General features: G+C 67.4%; 20 protein-coding genes. 15 read left to right on the top strand and 5 right to left on the bottom strand.

From position 1 onward, the window contains the following. Nucleotides 1–7: 7 nt before the first annotated feature. Nucleotides 8–841 (bottom strand): class I SAM-dependent methyltransferase, encoded by an 834-nt coding sequence (locus tag ABIC21_RS11885; protein WP_354350754.1) that lies wholly within the window; start codon nucleotides 839–841, stop codon nucleotides 8–10. Between the two features lie 230 nt (nucleotides 842–1071). Here ABIC21_RS11885 and ABIC21_RS11880 point away from each other — a divergent pair, with 230 nt between their 5' ends. Continuing rightward, nucleotides 1072–1818 carry a phosphoglyceromutase gene (locus tag ABIC21_RS11880; protein WP_354350608.1) on the top strand — a complete coding sequence of 249 codons (747 nt, stop codon included), beginning with the start codon at nucleotides 1072–1074 and terminating at the stop codon, nucleotides 1816–1818. A 118-nt stretch (nucleotides 1819–1936) separates the two neighbouring features. Here ABIC21_RS11880 and phoU read toward each other — a convergent pair whose 3' ends face one another. Then, nucleotides 1937–2599 carry a phosphate signaling complex protein PhoU gene (gene phoU / locus ABIC21_RS11875; protein ID WP_354350607.1) on the bottom strand — a complete coding sequence of 221 codons (663 nt, stop codon included), beginning with the start codon at nucleotides 2597–2599 and terminating at the stop codon, nucleotides 1937–1939. A 207-nt stretch (nucleotides 2600–2806) separates the two neighbouring features. Here phoU and ABIC21_RS11870 point away from each other — a divergent pair, with 207 nt between their 5' ends. Together ABIC21_RS11870 and ABIC21_RS11865 are read left to right on the top strand one after the other, a co-directional pair. Then, entirely contained in the window at nucleotides 2807–4051 is a 1245-nt protein-coding gene (locus ABIC21_RS11870; protein WP_354350753.1) for a sensor histidine kinase, read from the top strand. After that, complete coding sequence (locus ABIC21_RS11865) at nucleotides 4048–4728, top strand: response regulator (RefSeq protein ID WP_354350606.1); 681 nt, start codon at nucleotides 4048–4050, stop codon at nucleotides 4726–4728. The genes ABIC21_RS11870 and ABIC21_RS11865 overlap by 4 nt, the downstream gene beginning before the upstream one ends. Before the next feature lie 119 nt (nucleotides 4729–4847). Here ABIC21_RS11865 and ABIC21_RS11860 read toward each other — a convergent pair whose 3' ends face one another. Continuing rightward, a complete protein-coding gene (locus ABIC21_RS11860) occupies nucleotides 4848–5384 on the bottom strand; it encodes a hypothetical protein (RefSeq protein ID WP_354350752.1) in 537 nt (178 codons plus the stop codon). A gap of 315 nt (nucleotides 5385–5699) precedes the next feature. Between ABIC21_RS11860 and ABIC21_RS11855 the strand changes: the two genes are divergently transcribed. The 6 genes from ABIC21_RS11855 to rlmB all read left to right on the top strand — a co-directional run bounded on the left by ABIC21_RS11855 (nucleotide 5700) and on the right by rlmB (nucleotide 10719). Continuing rightward, nucleotides 5700–6182, top strand: a complete 483-nt coding sequence (locus ABIC21_RS11855) for a CarD family transcriptional regulator (protein WP_024367191.1) — start codon at nucleotides 5700–5702, stop codon at nucleotides 6180–6182. 169 nt (nucleotides 6183–6351) lie between these two features. Then, nucleotides 6352–7185, top strand: coding sequence for an IspD/TarI family cytidylyltransferase (locus tag ABIC21_RS11850; protein ID WP_354350605.1), 834 nt, complete (start codon nucleotides 6352–6354; stop codon nucleotides 7183–7185). Between the two features lie 2 nt (nucleotides 7186–7187). Beyond that, entirely contained in the window at nucleotides 7188–7724 is a 537-nt protein-coding gene (gene ispF, locus ABIC21_RS11845) for a 2-C-methyl-D-erythritol 2,4-cyclodiphosphate synthase (RefSeq protein ID WP_354350604.1), read from the top strand. A gap of 42 nt (nucleotides 7725–7766) precedes the next feature. After that, nucleotides 7767–8096 carry a hypothetical protein gene (locus ABIC21_RS11840; RefSeq protein ID WP_354350603.1) on the top strand — a complete coding sequence of 110 codons (330 nt, stop codon included), beginning with the start codon at nucleotides 7767–7769 and terminating at the stop codon, nucleotides 8094–8096. A 55-nt stretch (nucleotides 8097–8151) separates the two neighbouring features. Beyond that, entirely contained in the window at nucleotides 8152–9609 is a 1458-nt protein-coding gene (gene cysS / locus ABIC21_RS11835) for a cysteine--tRNA ligase (protein ID WP_354350602.1), read from the top strand. Between the two features lie 123 nt (nucleotides 9610–9732). Beyond that, nucleotides 9733–10719: a 23S rRNA (guanosine(2251)-2'-O)-methyltransferase RlmB gene (rlmB, locus tag ABIC21_RS11830; protein WP_354350601.1), complete on the top strand. Its 987-nt coding sequence runs from the start codon at nucleotides 9733–9735 to the stop codon at nucleotides 10717–10719. 351 nt (nucleotides 10720–11070) lie between these two features. Here rlmB and ABIC21_RS11825 read toward each other — a convergent pair whose 3' ends face one another. Further along, on the bottom strand, nucleotides 11071–11874 hold the full coding sequence (locus tag ABIC21_RS11825; protein WP_354350600.1) for a carbon-nitrogen hydrolase family protein: 804 nt from the start codon (nucleotides 11872–11874) through the stop codon (nucleotides 11071–11073). Nucleotides 11875–11989: 115 nt separating this feature from the next. Here ABIC21_RS11825 and glgX point away from each other — a divergent pair, with 115 nt between their 5' ends. From glgX to ABIC21_RS11810, 3 genes are read left to right on the top strand one after another with little or no spacing between them, the layout of a single operon-like run. After that, nucleotides 11990–14104: a glycogen debranching protein GlgX gene (gene glgX, locus ABIC21_RS11820; protein WP_354350599.1), complete on the top strand. Its 2115-nt coding sequence runs from the start codon at nucleotides 11990–11992 to the stop codon at nucleotides 14102–14104. A 34-nt stretch (nucleotides 14105–14138) separates the two neighbouring features. After that, complete coding sequence (locus ABIC21_RS11815) at nucleotides 14139–14600, top strand: guanyl-specific ribonuclease (RefSeq protein ID WP_354350598.1); 462 nt, start codon at nucleotides 14139–14141, stop codon at nucleotides 14598–14600. A gap of 7 nt (nucleotides 14601–14607) precedes the next feature. After that, nucleotides 14608–14964 carry a barstar family protein gene (locus ABIC21_RS11810; RefSeq protein WP_354350597.1) on the top strand — a complete coding sequence of 119 codons (357 nt, stop codon included), beginning with the start codon at nucleotides 14608–14610 and terminating at the stop codon, nucleotides 14962–14964. A gap of 105 nt (nucleotides 14965–15069) precedes the next feature. Here ABIC21_RS11810 and glgP read toward each other — a convergent pair whose 3' ends face one another. Continuing rightward, the gene (glgP, locus tag ABIC21_RS11805; protein ID WP_354350596.1) at nucleotides 15070–17688 is read right to left on the bottom strand and encodes an alpha-glucan family phosphorylase; all 2619 of its coding nucleotides are present in this window, start codon (nucleotides 17686–17688) and stop codon (nucleotides 15070–15072) included. Nucleotides 17689–17830: 142 nt separating this feature from the next. Here glgP and ABIC21_RS11800 point away from each other — a divergent pair, with 142 nt between their 5' ends. The 3 genes from ABIC21_RS11800 to ABIC21_RS11790 are packed head-to-tail and all read left to right on the top strand — an operon-like array spanning nucleotide 17831 to nucleotide 25420. Then, nucleotides 17831–19903 carry an alpha-1,4-glucan--maltose-1-phosphate maltosyltransferase gene (locus ABIC21_RS11800; RefSeq protein WP_354350595.1) on the top strand — a complete coding sequence of 691 codons (2073 nt, stop codon included), beginning with the start codon at nucleotides 17831–17833 and terminating at the stop codon, nucleotides 19901–19903. Between the two features lie 5 nt (nucleotides 19904–19908). After that, nucleotides 19909–21705, top strand: coding sequence for a maltose alpha-D-glucosyltransferase (treS, locus tag ABIC21_RS11795; RefSeq protein ID WP_354350594.1), 1797 nt, complete (start codon nucleotides 19909–19911; stop codon nucleotides 21703–21705). A gap of 1 nt (nucleotide 21706) precedes the next feature. After that, nucleotides 21707–25420, top strand: a complete 3714-nt coding sequence (locus tag ABIC21_RS11790) for a 1,4-alpha-glucan branching enzyme (RefSeq protein WP_354350593.1) — start codon at nucleotides 21707–21709, stop codon at nucleotides 25418–25420. Nucleotides 25421–25765: the final 345 nt, after the last annotated feature.

Below are 25765 nucleotides of genomic sequence, written 5' to 3'. Positions count from 1 at the left end.
TCTCCCGCTAACTGCCCGGCGCCACGGCGTCCCAGCCGACCGTCAGTTCGCCCAGCCGCCACCTGGCCGGACCATCCTGGACCGGCCAGCCGGCGTCGAGCAGTGACCGGCACATCGTCGTCCAGCGCTGCCGGTTCCCGAAGGACGCCAGCGGCGCGGCCTCCAGCCAGGCCTGGTCCATCGCCTGCAGGAAGGCATAAATCCTCTCGCCCGGCACATTCCGGTGAATGAGGGATTTCGGGAGCCGCTCGGCCACCTCCGAGGGCAGCGCAAAACTGCCGAACCGCATGGACAGGCTCAGGCTCAGCGGCCGCCCGGCGTCCAGCGCCACCCACGTGACCCGGCGGCCGATCTCGTCGCAGGTGCCGTCAATGAACAGCCCGTCCGGGGCCAGCCGCCCCTGCATCAGGCTCCAGATGGCCGCGACGTCGGCTTCCTCGTATTGCCGCAGCACGTTGAACGCCCGCACCAGGACGGGCCGGCCGGCAACCGGCAGTTCGAAGCCGCCCAGCTGGAAGCTCAGCCCAGGCCGTTCCAGTTCCCGGGCCAGCCGGACGCGCTCGGGCTCGATTTCGATGCCCACCACCCGCACGTCGGGCCGGACCGCGGACAGCCGTTCAAAAAGTTCGACGGCGGTGGCCGGGGAAGCGCCGTAGCCCAGATCGACGACGAGGGGATCAGCCGCCGAGCGCAACCGCCAGGCCTGCGGCCCGGTCAGCCAGCGGTCCAGCCGCCGCATCCGGTTCGGGTTGGTGGTGCCGCGGGTGATGTTGCCCACTGGCCTGCCCGGGCGGGGCCCACTTTTCGCCGCGCCGTGTTTCTCCGCGGCGTGTTTTTCCATGCCGCGTTTTTCCGCGCCGTGTTTTTCCATGACATGGGTCTGCGGGTGCGCCACCCGCTCAGCCTTCTGCACCACCAGACCACCCTATCCTCCAGCGCGGCACTCCAACGCGGGGTCACTCCCGGACAATGCGGGCCCCGGGATGGGCCGGGAGTGACCCCGCGTTGCGGTGTGGCGGGGGCGATGTAACGCGCGGCACTGCCCGGGGCCGCTCAGCTAGGATGAAAACCATGACTTATAAGCTGATTTTGCTGCGCCACGGCCACAGCGAATGGAACGCCAAGAACCTGTTCACCGGCTGGGTGGACGTTGACCTCAACGACCAGGGCCGGGCCGAGGCGATCCGCGGTGGCGAGCTTCTCGTGGAGCACAACATCCTCCCGGACGTCCTGTACACCTCGCTGCTGAAGCGGGCCATAAACACCGCCAACATCACCCTTGACAAGGCCGACCGCGGCTGGATTCCGGTCAAGCGGGACTGGCGGCTCAACGAGCGCCACTACGGCGCCCTGCAGGGCAAGGACAAGGCCCAGACCCTCGCCGAATACGGCGAGGAGCAGTTTATGACCTGGCGCCGGTCCTACGACACCCCGCCGCCGCCCCTGGACGACAACTCCGAGTTCTCCCAGGCTCATGATCCGCGCTACGCGGACCTCGGTGACGACCTGCCCCGCACCGAGTGCCTCAAGGACGTCCTCGTCCGCCTGATGCCCTACTGGGAATCGGACATCAAGGAAGACCTCAAGGCCGGCAAAACAGTCCTGGTCACGGCCCACGGCAACTCGCTGCGAGCCCTCGTTAAGCACCTGGACGGCATCAGCGACGAAGCGATCGCCGGACTGAACATCCCGACGGGCATCCCGCTGGTCTACGACCTGGACGAGAACTTCAAGCCGCTGAACCCGGGCGGCACCTACCTCGACCCCGAGGCCGCGGCCGAGGCGATCAAGGCAGTCGCCAACCAGGGCAAGAAGTAGCGCACGCTTCGACGCACAAGCACGGAAACGTACGACGCCGGCCGGTCACCTCGCAAGGTGACCGGCCGGCGTCGTAATCTGCTGCTGTCCGGCGCTCCCGGCCGGACAGCAGCGGCTGCTAGCTGTGCTCGATGCCGTTCGGCTGCCAGGCGCCGGTCACCAGGTAGGTGACCTTCTGCGCCACGGAGACGCCGTGGTCCGCGAAGCGCTCGAAGTAGCGGCTGGCGAGGGCGACATCGACGGTCGTGGCGGGGGACTCGTGCCAGTCGCTGCGGGCGATCGCCTTGAAGACGCTCAGGTGCAGGTCGTTCACGGCGGTGTTGGCCTTCATGATGTCCCGGGCCACTTCGAGGTCGCGGGTTTCCAGCAGGACCGTGAGCTTCTGGGCGATCAGCAGGTCATACTCGGCGAAGCTTTTGAAAGTCTCATGCAGCTGGGCGGGCACCACGGTGGCGGGGTAGCGCAGACGGGCCAGCTGGGCGAGGTGGCGGGCGAGGTCGCCCATCCGCTCGAGGGAGGCGCTCATCCGGAGGGACCCCACGATCATCCTCAGGTCGCTGGCCACGGGGCCCTGCAGGGCGAGGATGTCGATGGCGCGCTCGTCCAAGCTGTTCTGCAGGAAGTCGATCCGGGCATCGGCCGCGATGACGTCCTCGGCCAGGTCGATGTCGGCGCCGTCGAAGGCAGTCGTGGCCTTATCAATGGCTTCACTGACCAGCTTTGAGATTTCGACGAGCTGTTCCCCCACTTGGGCGAGCTCTTCCTGAAAAACCTTGCGCACGTGTGCGTCCTTTCCTTGGAAATATTGCCAGCCACCACAGCGGCGGGCCCATTTCGGTTCACCTCGCGGCGCTTCAACTGTCCAGTCTTCCAGCGTCCGGTGAACTGTTACGCCCCAATAGATGAACGTTAGCTGAACCGGAGTGGGAATAGCGGGAGATTACAGTTTCCGACGCGGGCCAGAGCATAAGCTGGAGCCGTGGACCCAATGCTTATCGGCGTGATCGCCGGCCTGATCGGCCTGTCGCTCGGCGTCTTCGGCGTGCTTGCCTTCCGGGTCAGCGAGCAGCAGCGCAAGCTCGTGGACGTTGAGTTCGAGGATCCCGCCCTTCCCGAAGGCGCCGCCGAGGTGCTGGCCGCCGTCGGCCGGGCGTTTGTGGTGGTGGACGCGATCGACGGCGTCGTCCGTGCCAGCCCCGCCGCCTACGCCTACGGCCTGGTCCGCGGCCATACCCTTGTCCATGAGCAGCTGCTGGAGATGACCGCGAAAGTGCGCCGCGACGGCGTCATCCTCGAACGGCTCCTCGAACTGCCGCGGGGCCCGCTGGGCCAGGGAACCATCGTGGTCCAGGTGCGGGCGGCCGTGATCGCGGAGGAATACATCCTGTTGCTGGCCGACGACCGGACCGAGGTCACCCGCACCGAGGAAGTCCGCAACGACTTCGTCGCCAACGTCTCGCACGAACTCAAGACGCCGGTCGGCGCCATCTCGCTGCTGGCCGAGGCGCTCGAATCCTCCGCCGATGACCCGGAGGCGGTGCGCCGCTTCGCCCGGCGCACCCACAAGGAATCCGCCCGCTTGGCGGCCCTGGTGCAGGACATCATCGAACTCTCCCGGCTGCAGGGCTCCAACGTCGCAAAGCAGGGCCGGGCCGTGGACATCAACACCGTCGTCACCGAAGCCGTGGACCGGTCCCAGCTGCCGGCGGAAAGCAAGAACATCGACCTCGTCGTTGGCGGCCACTCAGATGCCATGGTCTACGGCGACCAGGACCAGCTGGTGACGGCGCTGCGGAACCTGATCGACAACGCCATCCGCTACTCCCCGGAAAACACCCGGGTCGGCATCGGCATCCGGGCCAAAGACGGCCTGGTGGCCATCTCAGTGACGGACCAGGGCGAGGGGCTCAGCCCCGAGGACCAGGAACGCGTCTTCGAGCGCTTCTACCGCGTGGACGCCGCCCGGTCACGGCATACCGGCGGCACCGGCCTGGGCCTGAGCATCGTCAAGCACGTGGTCGCCAACCATGGCGGCGAGGTGACCCTCTGGTCCCAGCCGGGGCAGGGCTCCACCTTCACCATCCGGCTTCCGGAGCTGGAAGGCCAGGACATCGACGGCGTCGCCGACCCGGCCGGGCCCGCAGACCGGGCCGCTGCCCACGGGCCCTCCCAGCACCCCAGACCAACACGACGGGACGCCGCCGGCGCCCATGAGCAAGGAGCTACCGCTTGAGCAGGATTCTGATTGTCGAGGACGAAGAGTCGTTCAGCGACCCGCTGTCCTACCTACTGGGCAAGGAAGGATTCGAGGTGGAGGTGGTGGACAACGGACTGGACGCCATCACCGAGTTCGACCGCAACGGCGCCGACCTGGTCCTGCTGGACCTGCAACTGCCCGGCCAGTCGGGCACCGAGGTCTGCCGGCAGCTGCGGCAGCGCTCGTCTGTCCCGGTCATCATGCTGACGGCGAAGGACGCGGAGATCGACAAGGTGGTCGGCCTGGAACTCGGCGCCGACGACTACGTCACCAAGCCCTACTCCTCGCGGGAACTGGTGGCCCGCGTCCGGGCCGTGCTGCGCCGCCAGGGCGAGCCCGAGGAACTGGTGTCCAGCACCGTGCAGGCGGGCCCGGTCCGGATGGACATCGAACGGCACGTCGTCACGGTCAGCAGCGAGCAGGTGTCCCTACCGCTGAAGGAATTTGAGCTGCTGGAAATGCTGCTGCGCAACTCCGGCAGGGTCCTGACCCGCGGGCAGCTGATCGACCGGGTCTGGGGTTCGGACTATGTGGGTGACACCAAGACCCTCGATGTCCACGTCAAGCGGCTCCGTAGCAAGATCGAACCGGATCCCTCCGCGCCGCGGCACCTCATCACGGTCCGCGGCCTGGGCTACAAGTTCGAGCCCTGAGCCCTGAGCCCGGAGGACCAGTGTCCCGGACCGGGCGGAACGCACACAGCAGATCGCACAGAGCAGACAAAGAAGGAGGGGCGCCCGGTGACCGGGCGCCCCTCCTTTCCGAGTGGAAGCTAGTGGTTCGCGCTGCTCGTCGGCGACGGGGTCGGCGTAGCCGAGCCTGTGGGCTCGCTGCCTGCCGGCAGGTACTGCTTGTAGTCGGAGATCGTTGCGTCCAGCACCGGGACCTTGAACGTGGTCTTCTGGTTGGTGCCGTCCTCGCTGATGGTGACCTCGACGAGGGAGCCCGGCGCTCCGCCGGTGGTGCTCAGGATGGCCTCGTCGGTGGAGTCATTGAGCAGCGTGTAGGAGTTCTGCTTGACCGGGACCTCGGTCTGGGAACCGCCGGCTCCGGCGATGACCAGCTTCACGTCCTCGGAGGACGTGTTGTACACGGCGCCGACCACACGGCCGGGCTTGTCCTCACCGGCGGAGATGATCATCATGTTGCGCAGCTGCAGCGCGCCAACGTTGGCCTGCGTTCCGTCCGAGGCCGCGTACTGCGCGCCGGTCGCCTGGGGGTTGATGTAGCCGCAGCCTGTAACGGACAGCAGGCCGATGCCCAGAGCAGCCGTTGCCATTGCCAGCTTGCCGCGCTGGCCCCGGTTCATCGCAGTGAAACCCACGTCACGCACTCCTTGAGAGTCTTGGAACAGTATTCAGCCATAGCCTATCGGCAATCCCCGCGAAACGAGGATTCGGGCCGTACACAATCCCGTCGGCTCCGGGGCCGGGGAGGGCGCGTGCGGGGAAAGGCTGGCACCTTGGCAGGGGCGGGGCAATGCACTAATATCCGCTTTCGTCAAGGGTCTAACGGGGCCGTTTAGGGCCATTTTCCCCGTATTCACGCGGTTCTTGGGGGCGTTCCATGGCAGTCGTATGCCTTAAACGTGATAAACTGGTCTGCGGGAAAGGGGAATGTCCACATGGTTTTTGAGGTCGGCGAGACAGTAGTTTACCCTCACCACGGTGCAGCCAAAATTGAAGAAATCAAGATGCGCACTGTCAAGGGCGAAGAGAAGATGTATCTCAAGCTCAAGGTGGCTCAGGGTGATCTGACCATTGAAGTTCCAGCAGAAAACGTTGACCTTGTTGGGGTCCGGGACGTAGTGGGCAAAGAAGGTCTGGAGCACGTGTTTGAAGTGCTGCGGGCCGAGTTCACTGAAGAACCCACCAACTGGTCACGTCGATACAAGGCAAACCTGGAGAAGCTTGCTTCCGGTGACGTCATCAAGGTGGCAGAGGTCGTCCGCGACCTGTGGCGCCGCGATCACGACCGGGGTCTCTCCGCAGGGGAGAAGCGCATGCTGGCCAAGGCACGCCAGATTCTGATTTCAGAACTGGCGCTGGCTGAAAAGACTGATGAAGAGAAGGCCGCAAGCGTTCTCGACGAGGTCCTGGCTTCCTAAGCAAGTCGAACAGACAAGAATCGAACCCCGGTAGCGTAACGGCTGCCGGGGTTTCTTCTTGCCCTTTTTGGCGTTGCGCTGCCAGTTCTGGTCCTTAACAGCGCCCCGGAAGCACCAGAACTGATAGCTCAGTGGGAGGCGCGGGGTGCCGGGACGTAGTCTTGTGCGCATGGACTCTGCACCGACCAACACGTCACCGGCCGGCCCCGTCACCGCGGTCATCGTCGTGGCTGCCGGCTCCGGCCAGCGCCTGGGCTACGGCATGCCAAAAGCCAAGGTTCCGCTCGGCGGGGACAGCATCCTCACCCACGCCCTCCGGGGTGTCGCCGCGGCCGGCATCGCGCAGCAGATCTGCGTCGCCATTCCTCCCGGCGATCCGGAACTCCACGCTCTTTGTGAAGCCTTCACCCGGGAGCTCGAAGCGGAGCGCCGGCGCACCTCCGCCGCGGGCGCGGGCGTGCAGCTCCCGGTCGTGACGGTTGTCGACGGCGGCGCCACCCGCGCCGAGTCGGTCCGCGCCGCGCTGGCGGCGCTCCTTCCGGCCACCGAGTCCGTCCTGGTCCACGACGCCGCCCGCGCCCTGGCTCCGGAGGCTGTCTTCCACCGGGTGTCGAACGCCCTGGCGGCCGGTGCAGTGGCCGTCATCCCGGTCATGCCTGTCGTGGACACGGTCAAGACGGTGGAACCGACCACGGGCGACGGCGCCGCCATCGCCCCGGAGCTCGTCACCGGGACCGCGGCCCGGGAGACCCTCCGGGCGGTGCAGACCCCGCAGGGCTTCGCGCTTGCCACCCTCCAGCGCGCCCACGAGGCGGCGGCCTCCCTCGACGCGGGGCAGGCCGCTGCCGTCACCGACGACGCCATGCTGGTGGAACTCCTCGGTGTCCCGGTCCACGCCGTGCGCGGCGCCAGCCAGTCGCTGAAAATCACCACGCCGCTGGACCTGATCATTGCCGAGGGTCTCCTCGAAGGCCCGCTGGGCGCCCGCTGGGTGGAAGGCTGAGCATGTCCAACAATCCGAGTGCCCCGCCGCCCGTCATCCCGCGGACCGGAATCGGCATCGACGTCCACGCCTACGCCCCCGAGGGCGCGCCCCAGCCGCTCTGGCTCGGCGGCCTGTTCTGGGACGGGGAGCGCGGGCTGTCCGGCCACTCCGACGGCGACCCCGTCGCGCATGCGGCCGCCGATGCCCTGTTCTCCGCCGCCGGCGTCGGGGACCTCGGCACGCACTTCGGCACCGACCGCCCGGAGTATGCCGGGGCGTCCGGTGTGACACTCCTGGCCGAGGCCGCACGGATCGTCCGCGCCGCGGGCTTCGAGATCGGGAACATCGCCGTGCAGTTCGTGGCCAACAGGCCCAAGTTCGGCCCCCGCCGCGAGGAGTCCCAGCGGGTCCTCACCGAGGCCGCGGGCGCCCCGGTCAGCGTCTCGGCCACCACCAGCGACGGCCTGGGCTTCACCGGCCGCGGCGAAGGCATTTCGGCCACGGCGACGGCCCTGGTCTACCGCACCGGCTCGGCGTCCCCGGAGTCCGTCGCCTAGGCTTTAACGCAGACCCCATCCCGCAACACCAGGAGACTCCCCGTGAAAAAGCTGCTGCCCGCCGTCGTCGTGCTGGCCGGACTCCTGCTGGCCGGGTGCGCCGCGACGCCGAAGATGAGCGTCCCGGAGAGCTGCGCGTTCCTTAACCAGGACACCTTCGTGCCCACCGGCAACCAGCAGCAGCAGGCCGAGCAGATCGCCAAGCACTACCAGGAGGTCGCGGACAAGATGGCTCCCGAGGTGGCGGCCCCCATCCAGAAGATGGCCGACGTCATGGAAGACGTCTCCGGCTCCTCCCTGGGCGCCAAGAATGACGAACAGACCAAGCAGCTCGCCGAACAGATGAACAAGATCGGCGAGTACTGCAAGTAGGCGCCCGCAGCGGTCCCCACGCCGGGGCCGGATCCCCATCGGCTAATCTGGAGCGGTGACCCTGCGCTTCTATGACACTGCATCCGCCGAAGTCCGCGACTTCGTCCCCCTGGTTCCGGGCAAAGTGAGCCTCTACTACTGCGGTGCCACGGTGCAGGGCATGCCGCACGTCGGACACATCCGCTCCGCCATCGCCTTCGACCAGCTCACCCGCTGGTTGCAGTACCGCGGATTCCGTGTCACCGCGGTCCGCAACGTCACCGACATCGACGACAAGATCCTGGCCAAGTCGGCGGATTCCTTCGCCCCTGACTTTGAGGGAGAGCCGGGCTCTGTCCGCGAGGAGGAATGGTGGGCGCTGGCCTACCGCTACGAGCAGGAATTCCTCAAGGCCTACGACACCCTGGGCGTCTCCCGCCCTACCTATGAGCCGCGCGCCACCGGCCACATCCCGGAAATGCACGCCCTGATCCAGCAGCTGATCGACCGCGGCCACGCGTACCCTGCCCTTGATGATTCCGGCGATGTGTACTTCGACGTGCGCTCCTGGGACAAATACGGCTCGCTGACCCGGCAGAAGATCGATGACATGCAGGGGGCCCCCGATGCCGACCCCCGGGGGAAACGGGACCCCCGCGACTTCGCGCTGTGGAAGGGCCACAAGGAGGGGGAGCCGACGACGGCGGGCTGGGCCTCGCCGTGGGGCACCGGCCGTCCGGGCTGGCACCTCGAATGCTCCGCGATGGTCACCAAGTACCTCGGCACCGAATTCGACATCCACGGCGGCGGACTGGACCTCCGGTTCCCGCACCATGAGAACGAGATGGCCCAGTCCCAGGCCGCCGGCCACGGCTTCGCCAACTTCTGGATGCACAACGGCATGGTGACCTACGCCGGCGAGAAGATGTCCAAATCCATCGGCAACACCGTCAGCCCCGCCGAGATGCTGGAGCTGGCCCCGCCGCGGGTGGTCCGCTACTACCTCGGCCAGGCCCAGTACCGCTCGGTGCTGGACTACCAGCCGTCCTCGCTTCAGGAGGCCGCCGCCGCGGTGGAACGAATCGACGGCTTCGTCAGCCGCGCGGCCCGGACCCTGGCTTCGGCGGACGGGGACTTCCTCTACGGCAGCCACGGGACGGTGCCCGACGCGTTCGCCGCAGCGATGGACGATGACCTGAACGTCCCCCAGGCCCTGGCGGTGCTCCACGAAACCGTCCGCGCCGGCAACACCGCACTCACCATCGGGGAGCTCGACGCCGCCCGGCAGGCACTGCTCAGCGTCACCGGCATGCTCCGTGTCCTTGGTCTCAACGCCGCCGCGGCGCCCGCAGCGGACGAACAGAGCACCACCGCCCTGGGCGTCCTCGTCGAAGCGCAGCTTGCGGCCCGGGCCCGGGCGCGCGCCAGCAAGGACTGGGCCGCCTCGGACGCCATCCGCGACACCCTCGCCGCCGCCGGCGTCGTCGTCGAGGACGGCCCGGACGGCGCAAACTGGAGCCTCAAGCGCGGCTGATCCGCCCAGGTTCCCGGCGCTGTGCCGGGGCCCGGCCATACCCTGCGGTCGAGGATTTAACTCGAGTCAGTAGACTGGAGTTCAGACTTGTCAACGAATCGCGTATTTAAAAGGGTGGAACTCATGGCCAATAACGGTCGCCGGTCGGTCAAACTGAAGAAGGGCCCCTCCGTCGGAACCGGCGGTCACGGCCGCAAGGCTCTTGAGGGCAAGGGGCCGACGCCCAAGGCGGAGGACCGCCCGTACCACAAGGCCCACAAGAACAAGCAGCTCGCGGAACGCGCCGCGGCCAAGCGCCCGGGAGCCCCGCGCAACCCCGGCGCCCGTTCGGGCCCCAAGGGCCGCGCCACCGAGGAAGTCGTCACCGGGCGCAACTCCGTCGTTGAGGCCCTGCGCGCCGGCATCCCCGCCAAGGCCCTGCACGTCGCCATCCGCATCGAGATGGATGACCGCGTCAAGGAGTCCCTCAAGCTGGCGGCCGAGCGCGGCATCCCGCTGCTCGAAACCGGCAAGCCCGAGCTGGACCGGATGACCGACGACGCCATCCACCAGGGCCTCGTGCTGCAGATCCCGCCGTACGAATACCAGGACGCCTACGAGCTGGCCGAGGAGACCCTCGCGAGCTGGAAGAAGGGCCACGTCGCCAACGCGCCGCTCTTCGTCGCGCTCGACGGCATCACCGATCCGCGCAACCTTGGCGCGATCATCCGCTCGGTCTCGGCCTTCAGCGGCCACGGCGTCATCGTTCCGGAACGCCGCAGCGTCGGCGTCACCGCCTCGGCCTGGAAGACCAGCGCGGGTGCCGCCGTCCGCGTCCCCGTGGCACGTGCGGCCAACCTGAACAACACGCTGAAGGCGTTCAAGAACATGGGCATCTATGTTCTGGGGCTCGACGGCGACGGCGACGTTTCGCTGCCCGACCTTGCTCTGGCCACCGAGCCGGTCTGCATCGTCGTGGGCTCTGAAGGCAAGGGCCTCAGCCGCCTGGTCCGGGAAAACTGCGACCAGATCGTCTCCATCCCGATCGACTCCGCGATGGAGTCGCTCAACGCCTCCATGGCCGTGGGCATCTCCCTCTACGAGATCTCCCGCCAGCGCGCCGTCAAGTAACGTTCGCTGGTTGCGGCGGTTCCGCTGTCGCCGGAGTTGTGGTTGGGTACCGCCGTCACCGGAGTTTTGCCGTCGCTTAGACACCTCCCGCCGACGCTTCCGGCCGCAGGCGGCCTCCAGCGTCTCTGGTCGGCGATGCGCTCCTTAGCAAAACTCCGGCAACGGCTCTGACGCTCCCGCACCTTTGGCGAAAAGTCCGGAAACGCTCTCTCACGTCTCGTGAGGGAGCGTTTCCGGTTAAACCGCGAAAGCTGAGGGAGCGTTCTCTTTGCTGCAGTAGTCCAGCGGTTGGTGACCCAATATCGAGCGGGCGTCGGTGTCCGCGGACGGTGACCACGGCGCGGAACAGAATTAGAACTTGTGGCGGTTGGCGAGGACCGGGAGTTTGGTCCGGGCTTCCTTGACGACGGCGGGGTCCAGGTCTGCGAACAGCAGGCCGGGGGCGCCGTCGAGCTCTTCGAGGACCTCACCCAGGGGGGAGACGGCGACGGAGTGCCCGACGCCGGTGGGCGCCGCACCTTTGGGCTCGATTCCCTGGCTGGCCGGGTCGCCCTGGCCGCAGGCTAGGACCAGGGTGGTGGAATCCAGGGCGCGGGCGCGGGCCAGGAGCTTCCATTGGTCGGCCTTGCCGGGGCCGGATCCCCAGGAGGCGCACACAATGTTCACGTCGGCCCCGCGGTCGGCATTCTCGGTGAAGAGGTCCGGGAACCGGATGTCGTAGCAGGTCGCCAGGCCGAACGTCACGCCGTCGAACTCGAAGGTGACGGGCTCGGTGCCGGCGTCGACGGTGTCCGATTCCGCGAAGCCGAAGGCGTCGAAGAGGTGGATCTTGTCGTAGCTGGCCTCGACCCCGGGGCCGGTGACCAGGAGGGTGTTGCGCACCTTGGCGCCGTCGTCCGCTGTCCCCGGGGTGAACATCCCGGCGACGATCACGATGCCGTGTTCCGCCGCGATGCCGCGCACGCGCGATGCCCACGGGCCGTCCAGCGGCTCGGCGATGTCCAGCAGCGAGTTCCCGAAGGCGCGCATCGTGGCCTCGGGGAAGATCACGAGTTCCGCTCCGCCGGCTTTCGCGCGGGCAGCGTAGTCCTCCACGAGGGCCAGATTTCCGTCAAGATCGCGTCCGGTAATGATTTGAGCGAGTGCAATCCGCACTATTACCTCCAATTTCGGCGCTTGTTCCAGTATGCAACGCCGCCTTCCGTACACTGCACTTCGTCAGGAAATCAGAAACCGGGTCCATTTGTTTGGCCCCGCTAAACTTTAAGCAATGGTTATGCCCTACGTAGACACAGCTTCCACCGTAGACGCCTCACGGGCGTTTCCGCTGGGAATCAGCGTTCCGAGCACGGGTTCGCCGGCCACGGACGATCCTCGGAGTGCCTTCGCGAATGTGGCTGTCTACGCGCCCGGTGTCGCGACCCTGGAGATCGCCTACCAGGCGCCCGGCGGCACCTGGCAACTCAAGACACTGCCGAACGTGACCGACGGCGTGCACCACGGCATCGTCGAAGGCATCCCGGCCGGCTCGCGCTACGGCTTCCGGGCCACACCGGATCATGAGGCGCTCCCGTTGTCCATGCCCTCGACGGATTTCGACAGCAGCGGCGAGCAGCCGCTGCTGCTGGACCCCTACGGCCGGGCCGTGGACGAACGTGAGGATTTCATCACGAACGTCCGGATGGACAGCAACTTCGACTGGGGCAACGACCGCGGCCCCAGGACGCCGTGGCGCAACACCATCATCTACGAGGCGCACGTCCGCGGCCAGACCAAACTGCACCCCGACATCCCCGAGGAACTGCAGGGCACCTACGCAGGGCTGGCGCACCCGGCCATGATCGAGCACCTGATCGCACTGGGAATCACCGCCGTCCAGCTCCTTCCGGTGCACTTCCACGTGGACGAACCGCACCTGCAGAATCTCGGCATGACGAACTACTGGGGCTACAACACGGCCGCGTTCTTCGCCCCGCACCCCGGCTACGCCACCCGGGCCGCGCAGGCCGCGGGCGCGCAGGCCGTCCAGGACGAGTTCAAGGGCATGGTCAAGCTGCTGCACGCGGCCGGCCTGGAGGTCATCCTCGACGTCGTCTACAACCACACGGCCGAGGGCGGCCGGGACGGCCGGACCCTCAGCTTCCGCGGCCTGGGGGAGATGACCTACTACCGCAATGACGGCCACGGCAGGTACGTGGACACCACCGGCTGCGGCAACTCCCTGAACTTCGGCGAGCCCCGCGTGGTGCAGCTGGTGCTGGATTCGCTGCGTTACTGGGTGACCGAGTTCCACATCGACGGCTTCCGCTTTGACCTTGCCGTGACGCTGGCCCGCAACGCCGCCAACGAGTTCGACCCCCGGCACCCCTTCCTGGTGGCGATCGGGGCCGACCCGGTGCTGTCCGCCACCAAGCTCATCGCCGAGCCGTGGGACATCGGCTACGGCGGCTGGCAGACCGGCCGTTTCCCGCCCGGCTGGGTGGACTGGAACGACCACTTCCGCGACGCCGTCCGCAGCTTCTGGCTCGCCGACCGCGCCGCGATCGACGCCGGCGGGCAGGGCGGCTCGGTGGCCCGGCTCGCGGACGCGCTCTCCGGCTCCGCGAGCCTGTTTGAGCCGTCCGGCCGCTCCCGGCTCGCCTCGGTCAACCTCGTCACCGCCCATGACGGCTTCACCCTCGCCGACCTCGTGTCCTACGACCGCAAACACAACGAGGCCAACGGTGAACAGAACCGTGACGGCCACGGGGACAACCGCAGCTACAACCACGGCTTCGAGGGCCCCACGGAGGACGAGGACATCCTTGCCCGGCGTGCGCAGTCCAGCCGCAACCTGATGGCTTCGCTGATGATTTCCCAGGGCGTGCCCATGATCACCGCCGGCGACGAAATCGCCCGCACCCAGCAGGGCAACAACAACGCCTACTGCCAGGACAATCCCCTCGCCTGGATCGACTGGACCAGCACCCCCGAATCCCACTCGATGCTGCGCACCACCAAACGGGTGATCCGGCTTCGCAAGGAATTCCTGGCCGGGCAGCCGCATGACTACCCGACCCGCGAAAAACAGTCGTACTTCCACTGGTTCGACGAGCGCGGCGAGCCGATGGCCGGGGAGCGCTGGCAGGATCCGGGGCACCGGGTGGTGCAGTTGCTGCTCGGGTCCGACGACGGCCACGTGGACGGCCTCGTGGTGGTCAACGGCGGCGCCAAGGATGTCAAGGTCACACTCCCGCTGCTCAGTAATGAGGACGGGACCGGCAACCGGCTCTTCGAGCTGCGCCTGACCACCTCCGGGCTCCACGACCGGCGCCAGGGCGTCCGGGTCGCTTCGGGGGAGCGGGACGTCGTGCAGGCCAACTCCATCAACATCTACCGCACGTAGCCCCGCCCTCGATTCAGGCATAAGGGAACAACGAATGAAGGTCCAGCGGCTGACGGCCCTGCTTGCCCTGCTGCTGGGGCTGGCGGTGCTGGCGTTCGTGCTGGCAGGGGTTCCGCTGACCGGAACTGCCCCGTCCGACGCCGGCACGGCCAGCGCCGTCCAGACTAACGCCGCCCCGTCGGAAGCGACGCCTGCACCCGCCAAGCCGTCCGGGCTGCCGGAGGTGAAGGCCTCGGAGCTTCCCGCCGAAGCGCGCCAGGCCCTTGCGCTCATCGCCAGGGGAGGCCCGTACCCCTATAGCAGGGACGGCGCCACCTTCGGCAATTTCGAGCGCATCCTTCCGCGGAAACCATCCGGCTATTACAAGGAATACACGGTCAGGACCCCCGATGAGTCCGACCGCGGAGCCCGCCGGATCGTGGCCGGACAGGCCGGCGAAAAATACTACACACCGGACCACTACAACTCGTTCAGATTCATCATCGAAGGCAAGTAAGGAACCCATGAAGATTTACTCCGCAGACACCTGGACCATCGAGGAACTGCAGGCCCTGGCGGCGGACGCCGGACGGCGTGCCGTGCTGATTCCCGCCGCCGACACCAAACGGACGGTCCTCGAGACATTCGCGGAGACCCTGGACTTCCCGGCCGACTACGGCGTGAACCTGGACGCCCTCAACGATTCCCTGCATGACTTCGCCGACGCCGTCGCCGACGACGGACAGTCCCCGATCACCTTCATCTGGGAGGTCCCGGCCGCCTTCCGCTCGGACCGTTCGTTTGGCGTCATCTGCGAAATCCTGCAGGACGCCGAACGCTACGCCGGCAGCAACCTGGCCGTCATCGCCGTCTGCCTCTAGCGAGCACGCGGAGGGCCGTTCCGCGAACCGGTTACCCGGAAGCGTGCGTCTAAGCGAGGAACGAGCGAGCACGCGGAGGGTGGCCGGTTTGCGGAACTACGCCCCCTACGCGTTGACGATCAGGCCCAGTTCCGCCTTGGAGGCGAGGGCCTCGTGCTTCGGGAGCACCCGGACCGTGTAGCCGAAGGAACCGGACCGGTCGATCACCAGGGTTCCGCTGAAAAGGTGCCGGCCCCGGCCGAGGTCTTCCACCGCCTTCAGTTCCGCCATCGTGACGTCGGCCAGCTCGTCGCTGTCCTCCGCCTTGCCGTAGGCGACCTCGACGGAAACATCATCCGGGGTGAGGTCGTGCAGCGCCACGTAGGCGTTGACCTGGAGGATGTCGCCGATCTGCGGGTCCTCCGAGACGCCCACCGAGTCCACATGCTCCACCTGGATCTGCGGCCAGGCCGCCCGGACCCGGGAAATCCAGGTCGCCAGAGCCTTGGCCTCGGCGAAGTTGTCCGCTCCGGCCCGGCGGCCGGCGACGGCGGCCGGCCGGTACAGGACGTTGACGTAGTCCTTGAGCATGCGCTCCGCGGAGACGGCCGGCCCCAGGTGGGACATGGTGTGCTTGATCATCGAGACCCAATGCGTGGGGACCGCCTGCGGCCCGGACTGCGACGGGCCGGCAGCGCCGGCGCCGTCGGACACCGTGAGCCCGTAGAAGCGGGGGGCCACCTGGGTCTCGAGCAGCTCGTACAGGGCCGCCGCCTCGATGTCGTCGCGTTCCTCGGGGGCCGCGTCGTTGTTGGCGGTCGGAATCGCCCAGCCGTTCTCGCCGTCGTACATCTCGTCCCACCAGCCGTCCAGTACCGAGAGGTTGAGCGAGCCGTTCAGGGCGGCCTTCATGCCGGAGGTGCCGCACGCCTCAAGCGGACGCAGCGGGTTGTTCAGCCACACATCGCACCCCGGGAACAGGGTCCGGGCCATGGCGATGTCGTAGTTGGGCAGGAACGCGATCCGGTGCCGCACCGCCGGGTCGTCGGTGAACCGGACGAGGTCCTGGATCATCTTCTTGCCCGCGTCATCGGCCGGGTGCGATTTGCCCGCGATGACCAGCTGAATGGGGTGCGTCTTGTGCAGCAGCAGGGCCTTGAGCCGCTCCGGCTCGCGCAGCATCAGGGTGAGCCGCTTGTAAGTCGGCACGCGCCGGGCGAAGCCGATGGTCAGGATGTCCGGATCCAGCACCGAATCCGTCCACGCGAGCTCGGCGTCGGCCGCCCCGCGCTTCTTCCAGGCGGCCCGCAGGCGCCGCCGGACGTCCTCCACGAGGGACACCCGCATCTCGCGGCGGAGGGCCCAGACGTCCTCGTCACTGACGTTGTAGGCGAGGTCCCAGCGGCCCTGTGCCTCCGCCTCGGCGCCGAACTGGTCACGCGCCAGTGCGGACACGCGCGGGTCCACCCAGGTGGGCACGTGCACCCCGTTGGTGACCGAGGTAATCGGCACCTCGGAGTGGTCGAATCCCGGCCACAGCGCAGAGAACATGCCGCGGGACACGACGCCGTGCAGCTTCGCCACGCCGTTGGCACGCTGGGCCAGGCGCAGGCCCATCACCGCCATGTTGAACACGAACGGGTTGCCGTCCGTGTAGTCCTCGCGGCCCAGGTTCAGGATCTTCGCCACCGGCACGTCCGGGGCCAGCCCGGCGTCGAAGAAGTGCTGGATCTGCGAGACCTCGAAGCGGTCTATGCCGGCCGGAACCGGGGTGTGGGTGGTGAACACGGTGGAGGCGCGGCCGGCGGCCAGGGCCTCGTCCCAGCTCAGCGGTTCCGCGGCGGACATCATTTCCTGGATCCGCTCCACGCCCAGGAACCCGGCATGGCCCTCGTTGGTGTGGAACACTTCCGGGGCGGGGCTGCCGGTGAGCCTCTGGAAGGCGCGCAGGGCCTTGACCCCGCCCATGCCCAGCAGGAGCTCCTGCTGCAGCCGGTGGTCGCCGCCGCCGCCGTACAGGCGGTCGGTGATGCCGCGGGCGGCCTCGTCGTTGCCCGGAACGTTGGAGTCCAGCAGCAGCAGCGGAACACGCCCGACGTCGGCGCGCCACACGTGCGCCAGCAGCCGGCGGCCGTGGGGGAGCGGCAGCGAGATCTGGAGGGGCTTGCCGTTGCCGTCAGCGGAGGCCTCGCGCAGCAGGGTCAGCGGCAGCCCGTCGGGGTCCAGGACCGGATAGGTTTCCTGCTGCCACGCGTCGCGCGACAGGGACTGCTTGAAATAGCCCGCCTGGTACAACAGGCCGACGCCGATCAGCGGCACGCCCAGGTCCGAGGCCGCCTTCAGGTGGTCGCCGGCAAGGATGCCGAGGCCGCCGGAGTACTGCGGCAGCACCTCGGTGATGCCGAACTCGGGGGAGAAGTAGGCGATGCACGCCGGGGCGCCGTCGCCGAGGCTCTGGTACCACCGGGGCTGTTCGAGGTACCGGTCCAGGTCCTCGGCAGCCGCGTGGACCCGGCGCACCACATCCAGGTCCGCGGCAAGGCGCTGCAGCTCCTCCCGGCTGACCAGTCCGAGGAAGCTCACGGGATCGTGGTCACTCTCGGCCCAGATCTTCGGGTTCAGGCCCTCGAAAAGCTCCCGCGTGGGCCGGTGCCAGGACCACCGGAGGTTGGTGGCCAGCCGGGCCAGCGGCCGGATCGACTCGGGAAGAACGGTTCGGACGGTAAATCTGCGGATTGCCTTCACCTGCGAAACACTAACCGACAAGTTGGAGGCTCGGAACTGGTTTAAGTTTCTTTTGCATAAATGACGGTCCGCCTCCCGGAAAACCCCGGAAAAAAGTGAGCTGCCTTAGCAATCTGGCCGTTTTGTCGATAACGTCGAGGCTGTGACGACTAACTCGCGAACCAGTGCCGTGTCCAAGCAAAAGCCGAAGGCCCTGATTACGGAGGGCCTACGCTTTGGCCGTTTTCCGATCACCGCCGTGCAGCCGGCAGTCGAGGGCGGAAAATTCCCTGCCAAGGCCGTTGTGGGCGAAACCCTGGTGGTGGGCGCCACCGCCTTCCGTGAGGGCCACGACCGGCTCGGCGTCAGCGCCGTCCTGCTCGACCCCCGCGGGAAGGAACGCCAGCGCGTCCGCCTCGCCCCGCCCCGCGGCCCGCGCGGCCAGGGCACCGACCGCTGGGAAGGGCTCCTGACCCCGTCCGGCACCGGCAACTGGTCCTTTGTCATCGAGGCCTGGCATGACAGCTACGGCACGTGGCACCACAACGCCGAGGTGAAGGTGGAAGCGGGAATCGACGTCGAACTGATGCTCGCTGAGGGCGCCGCCCTCCTCGCCGTCGCGTCCGAGGATTCCGCCCGCCCGTCCGCAGACCGGCGGACCCTGCGGATGGCCGTCGTCGGGCTCAACGACACCAACAAAACCGCCGAGGAACGGCTCGCCGCCGGATTCAGCCCGGAGATCGCCGACGTCATCGCACGCCAGCCGATCCGCGAGCAGGTCACCGTCTCCGAGACTTACCCCCTGCTGGTGGAGCGCGAGCTCGCCGGCCGCGGCGCCTGGTATGAGTTCTTCCCCCGGTCCGAGGGCGCCGTCCGCAACCACGAAACCGGCGAGTGGACCTCCGGCACCTTCCGCACCGCCGCCCGGCGCCTCGACGCCGTCGCGGCCATGGGCTTCGACATCATCTACATGCCGCCGATCCACCCGATCGGCATCCAGCACCGCAAGGGCCCGAACAACACCCTGCTCGCCGGACCGCACGATCCCGGCTCCCCGTGGGCCATCGGGGCCAAGGAGGGCGGCCACGACGCCATCCACCCGGACCTGGGCACCTTTGAGGACTTCGATGCCTTCGTGGCACGGGCCGGGGAACTGGGGCTGGAAGTGGCCCTGGACCTTGCCCTGCAGGCGGCCCCGGACCACCCGTGGGTCGAAAGCCACCCCGAGTGGTTCACTACCCGCGTGGACGGCAGCATCGCCTACGCGGAGAACCCGCCGAAGAAGTACCAGGACATCTTCCCGCTCAACTTCGACAACGATCCCGCGGGCCTCTCCAATGAGATCCTGCGCATTGTCTTCCTCTGGGTCAGCCACGGCGTCAAGGTCTTCCGCGTCGACAACCCGCACACCAAGCCGGTGTGGTTCTGGGAGTGGCTGATCGCCAAAGTCAACAAGAAGCACCCCGACGTCGTCTTCCTCGCCGAGGCCTTTACCCGCCCGGCCATGATGCACGCGCTGGGCCGTGCGGGCTTCCAGCAGTCCTACACGTACTTCACCTGGCGGAACACCAAGAAGGAGCTGGAGGAATACTTCCAGGAGGTCAGCCACGAATCACCGGCCTACTTCCGGCCGAACTTCTTCGTCAACACCCCGGACATCCTGACCGAATTCCTGCAGTACGGCGGTCCGCCCGCGTTCAAGATCCGGGCGGCGCTGGCTGCCACCGCGAGTCCTATCTGGGGCGTCTACGCCGGTTTCGAACTCTACGAGCATGTGGCCCGGCCCGGCGCCGAGGAGTACATCGACAACGAGAAGTTCGAATACAAGGCCCGTGACTGGGACGCGGCGGCCGAGTCCGGCCGGACGCTGGCCCCCTACCTCAGCCGGCTTAACGCGATCCGGCGCGCCCACCCTGCCCTGGGGGACCTGCAGAACCTGACGGTGCACGAGAGCACGGACAACGCCACCGTCGTGTTCTCGAAGCACAAGACCCTGCCCGACGGCACCAAGGACACCCTGATCATCGTCGTCAACGTGGATCCGCACGGCATCCGGGAGAGCACGGTGACGCTGGACCTGGCGGCGCTGGAGCTGGACGCGGACAACCTCACGCACAATGGCCGGTTCATGGTGGATGATCTGTTGACCGGCGAGAGCTGGGAATGGGGGGAGTACAACTACGTTCGATTGGACGCCCATGTCGAACCCGCACACATTCTTAGCATCCGGAGGTAGCACGAGTGAGTTTCAGCCCGACGAACCCCAACCAGCACTTCAGCCCGAAGGGGACTTTTGAACTGAACGCGCCCGGCCTCCAGCATGACCCGCACTGGTACCGCAAAGCGGTCTTCTACGAAGTCCTGGTCCGGGGCTTTGCTGACGGAAACGGGGACGGGTCCGGCGACTTCCACGGGCTGATCGAGAAGCTGGACTACCTCCAGTGGCTCGGCGTCGACTGCCTGTGGCTTCCGCCCTTCTTCCAGTCCCCGCTCCGTGATGGCGGCTACGACATCTCGGACTACAACTCCGTGCTCGACGAATTCGGCACCATCAGCGATTTCAAGCGCCTCGTCGCGGAAGCCCACGCCCGCGGCGTCCGCGTGATCATTGACCTTCCGCTGAACCACACCTCCGACCAGCACCCCTGGTTCCAGGAATCCCGCAAGGATCCCGACGGGCCGTTCGGCGACTTCTACGTCTGGAGCGACACCGACGAGAAGTACGAAGACGCCCGCATCATCTTCGTGGACACCGAGGAATCCAACTGGACGTTCGACCCGATCCGGCGCCAGTTCTTCTGGCACCGCTTCTTCAGCCACCAGCCGGACCTCAACTTCGAGAACCCCAAGGTCATCGACGCGCTCTTCGACGTCGTGCGCTTCTGGCTGGACCAGGGCATTGACGGCTTCCGCGCGGACGCCATCCCGTACCTCTTCGAGGAAGAGGGCACCAACTGCGAGAACCTCCCGCAGACCCACGAGTTCCTGCGCAAGCTGCGCAAGATGGTCGACGAAAGCTACCCGGGCCGCGTGATCATCGCCGAGGCCAACCAGCCGCCGGCCGAAGTGGTGGAGTACTTCGGCACTGAAGCGGAACCGGAATGCCACATGGCGTTCCACTTCCCGATCATGCCGCGGCTGTACTACGCGCTGCGGGACCAAAAGGCCGCGCCCATCATCGAGACGATGAAGGACACCCCGAACATCCCCGAAGGCGCCCAGTGGGGCACCTTCCTGCGGAACCACGATGAACTGACCCTGGAAATGGTCACCGCCGACGAGCGCGCGGCCATGCTCGGCTGGTATGCGCCGGACCCGCGCATGCGCGCCAACATCGGGATCCGCCGCCGGCTGGCGCCGCTGCTTGACAATTCCCGCTCGGAAATCGAGCTCATCAACGCCCTGCTGCTGTCCCTGCCCGGGAGCCCGTTCCTGTACTACGGGGACGAGATCGGCATGGGGGACAACATCTGGCTCGAGGACCGCGATGCCGTCCGCACCCCGATGCAGTGGAACCCGGACCGCAACGCCGGGTTCTCCAACGCGGACCCCGGCAAGCTGTACCTTCCGGTGATCCAGTCGCTGGTCTACAACTACAGCATGGCCAATGTCGAGGCCGAGGCGGCCCACTCGGGTTCGCTGCTGCGCTGGACGCGCCAGATCCTCAGCGTCCGGAAGAACCACCCCGCCTTCGGGCTGGGCGCCTTCGAGCACGTCGAGGCGGACCACGACGTCGTCCTGGCCTACCTCCGCGAACTGCCGGAAGGCAACGCGGCCGGCGAGGACGGCGAGACCATCCTGTGCGCCTTCAACCTGTCCCAGCATCCGGTGGCCACCACCCTGCGGGTGCCGAGGTTCGCGGGACGCGGCCTCCGGGACGTGTTCGGCGGCCAGGCGTTCCCGGGGATCTCCGACGACGGAACCCTGACCCTGACCCTGGGCAGCCACGACTTCTTCTGGCTGCGGATCCGTTCGGCTGCCTCCAACCCGTCATCGCCCTACACCCAGGCCATGCCGATCCTTTCCATCGAAGGCTGACATGACCCGACCCACCCTTTCCCCGGCCCTGAGCGGACTGCTCGGCGGCTGGCTGCCGCGCCAGCGCTGGTTCCCCGTCAAGAGCGCCGCGTTCAGCTTCGAGCCCGCCGGGGGACTGCGCCTTGCCGCCGGTCCCGGCGGCACTGCAGCCAGCGCCGAACTCGAGGTGCTGCTGCTGGCCGTGAGCTACCCGACCCCGGACGGCTCCCGCACCGACGTCGTGCAGGTCCCGCTCAGCATCCGCCGCGCGCCCCTGCCGGGGGCGGAGCCGGCGCTGATCGGGCAGCTTTTCGACGCCGTCCCCGCCGGTGCTGCGGCCGACGACGCCGCCGCTCCCGGCGCCCTGTGGATTTACGACGGCGTGCACGACCCGGAATTCATCGCGGCGTGGCTGGAACTCATGCGCCACGGCGGCACCACCCCGTCCGGGAACGCCACCGGCCACCTGGTGGAGTCCGGCTACCTCCTGCCCCGCGCCACCGGCGTCGTCAAGGTCCTTTCCGGGGAACAGTCCAACAGTTCCGTGATCGTCGACGACGGCGGGTCGGCCGCGATCCTGAAGTTCTTCCGTGTGCTCTCTGAGGGCCAGAACCCGGAGGTGGAAATCGGCGCCGCCCTGACCGCAGGCCGCACCGCCGAAGTGCCGGCCACCCTCGGCTGGGTGACCGGGGAGTGGGCAGAGGGACCCGCCGGCACGCAGGACGCCCGCACCGCGCGCGGCGAACTGGCCGTGGCCCACGAGTTCCTCGCCGGCGGCCTGGATGCCTGGCGTCTGGCCGTCAACGCGGCGAGCGAGGGCCGGGATTTCACCGCCGAAGCCCACGCCCTGGGCGCCGCGACTGCCATGGTGCACCGCCGCCTGGCCCAGGCACTCGGCGTCGCCTCCGAGTCCGTCCCGGGTGGCGAGATCGCGCCCGGCGTGGCCCAGCGGGTGCGGCAGTCCTGGGCCCAGGCCGGGACCGCCGTCGGGCCTTACGGTGAGGCGCTGGACGGTCTCCTGGAACGCCTCGAAGGAAGCGGTGCCGGGCCCCTGCAACGGATCCACGGTGACCTCCACCTGGGCCAGATCCTGCAGGTGCCGGGCGGCGCCGGGAAGGCGCCGCGCTGGGCCATCCTCGATTTCGAGGGGGAACCGCTCCGGCCGATCTCGGAACGCAATTTTCCGGACGTCCCGCTGCGCGACGTCGTCGGAATGCTGCGGTCCTTTGACTACGCCGCCGGAGCCGCCGTCCGCGAGTACCCGGACGCGGACGTCCCGGGGACCTGGGTGGACGACTGCGCCGAGGCCTTCCTGGCCGGGTACGCCGACGTCATTCCCGGCAGCATCGACCGCGATTCCCCGCTCTTCGTCGCGCTCTGGCTCGACAAAGCCCTTTACGAAGTCATCTACGAACTACGGAACAGGCCCGACTGGCTCTCAATTCCGGTCCACGCATCACGTCGTCTCCTCGGCAGTACAGGCTCCGGCGTTCCCGCCGAAGCCGCAGCGGAAGGTATCAAAATGACAGGTTCAGCACGTATCGATCGTCCCGGAAGTCCACTGCCCGTGGATGCGGACACCCTGGCGAGGGTCGCCGCCGGCGAACACCATGCGCCGCACTCCGTCCTGGGCGCGCACCTGGATGACCACGGCCACGTCACCATCCGCACGGTCAAGCACCTCGCCGAAGCCGTCTCCGTGGTGACCGCAACCGGCACTTTCCCGATGGCGCACGAGTCCGGCGGGGTGTGGGTCGCCGTGCTGGAGCCGCTGGAGACGGGCCATGTGCCCGACTACCGGCTGGAAGTCACGTACGAGGGCCAGGCGCCGCAGCCCGCCGACGACCCGTACCGGTACCTGCCCACCATTGGCGAACTCGACCTGCACCTCATCGGCGAAGGCCGCCACGAGCGGCTGTGGGATGTGCTGGGCGCGCACGTCCAGCACTACAAGTCCGCCCTGGGCGACGTCGACGGCGTGTCCTTCGCCGTGTGGGCGCCGAACGCGCAGGCAGTCCGCGTCAAGGGTGATTTCAACGGCTGGGACGGCCGCCAGCACTCGATGCGGTCCCTCGGCTCCTCCGGGATCTGGGAAGTCTTTCTCCCCGGCGTTCTAGCAGGGGCGTGCTACAAATTCGAGATCCGGACCAAACACGGTTACTGGGTGGAGAAGGCGGATCCGCTGGCATTTGGCACGGAGGTTCCGCCGCTGACGGCATCGCGCGTTGTGGAGCCCTCCTACGCGTTCAAGGACGCGGAGTGGATGGAAGCCCGCGCCACACGCGATCCGCACAACTCGCCGATGAGCGTCTACGAGGTGCACCTCGGCTCCTGGCGGGTCGGGCTCAGCTACCGGGAGCTGGCGAAGGAACTGGTCGAATACGTCAAGTGGCTCGGCTTCACCCACGTGGAGTTCATGCCGGTGGCGGAGCACCCGTTCGGCGGATCCTGGGGCTACCAGGTCACGTCCTACTTCGCCCCGACGTCGCGCTTCGGCCACCCCGACGAATTCCGGTACCTTGTGGATGAACTCCACCAGGCCGGCATCGGCGTGCTGCTGGACTGGGTGCCGGCGCACTTCCCCAAGGATGAGTGGGCACTGGCCCGGTTCGACGGCGAAGCCCTGTACGAGCACGCCGACCCGAACCTTGGCGAACACCCGGACTGGGGAACGCTCATTTTCGACTTCGGCCGCACCGAAGTACGCAACTTCCTGGTCGCGAACGCGCTGTACTGGCTCGACGAATTCCACATCGACGGCCTGCGCGTGGACGCCGTCGCCTCGATGCTCTATCTCGACTACTCCCGCGAGGAAGGGCAATGGTCTCCGAACCGCTTCGGCGGCCGGGAGAACCTCGAGGCCATCTCCTTCCTGCAGGAAGTCAACGCCACGGTCTACAAGACGCACCCCGGTGCGGTGATGATCGCCGAGGAATCCACGGCGTTCCCGGGTGTCACCGCTCCCACGAGCCAGGGCGGCCTGGGCTTCGGGATCAAGTGGAACATGGGCTGGATGCACGACTCGCTCAAGTACTTTTCCGAGGACCCGTTCAACCGCCGGTGGCACCACGGGACCATCACCTTCTCCATGGTCTATGCCTACACGGAGAACTTCCTGCTGCCGATCAGCCATGACGAGGTGGTGCACGGCAAGGGTTCGATGCTGCGCAAGATGCCGGGGGACCGCTGGCAGCAGCTGGCGAACCTGCGCGCCTTCCTGGGCTACCAGTGGGCCCACCCGGGCAAGCAGCTGATCTTCATGGGCACCGAATTCGGCCAGGAAGCCGAGTGGTCCGAGCAGCACGGCCTGGACTGGTGGCTGGCGGAAATTCCGGCGCACCGCGGGATGCAGCTCCTCACCAAGGACCTCAATGAGCTGTACAGCTCCACCCCGGCGCTCTACGAACAGGACAACGACCCCGCAGGCTTCCAGTGGATCAACGGCGGTGACACCAACCGCAACGTCCTGACCTTCATCCGCCGGGACGCCGCGGGCAACCCGCTGGTGTGCGCCTTCAACTTCTCGGGCGCCCCGCACACGGAATTCCACCTGGGCGTCCCTTCGGCGGGGGAGTGGCAGGAAGTGCTGAACACCGATGCCGACGTGTATGGCGGTTCCGGTGTCTTGAACGAGGGAACCCTCACGGCCCCCGACCTCGCGATCGACGGCCAGCCGGCCACTCTCATCGTTACGCTGCCCCCGCTGGGGGCCGCGTACTTCAAACCTGTGGCCTGACACCGGCCGGCGCCCCTGCAACGGTCCGGTGGAGCATCGTCGAAGAGCCCGGAATCCCCGTGATTCCGGGCTTTTTGATGCCCTGGGGGATGCCATCTGGGGCCGCCTTTGTCAGCCGGGCAAAGTGGTGGTAGAGTTTATTTCCGCGCTGCTCCCCGGAGTTGAACGGCCACCAAGACCCAGATGCCTCACGGTAAGACGGAGTCAGGGCGCCGAATTGACAAGGGTGAAGCGGCCCGGTAAGTTAGTAAAGTTGCTCCGGAGCGATCCACGGCTGAGGTTGTGGTGGTGCCGGGTGTGTCTGTTGTTTGAGAACTCAATAGTGTGCCAAGTTTGTTGATACCA

Source organism: Pseudarthrobacter sp. PvP090, from assembly GCF_040547365.1.
Lineage (GTDB): Bacteria > Actinomycetota > Actinomycetes > Actinomycetales > Micrococcaceae > Arthrobacter.
Note: the sequence above shows the minus strand (reverse complement) of the source record. Positions and strands in the feature narration are given on the sequence as shown.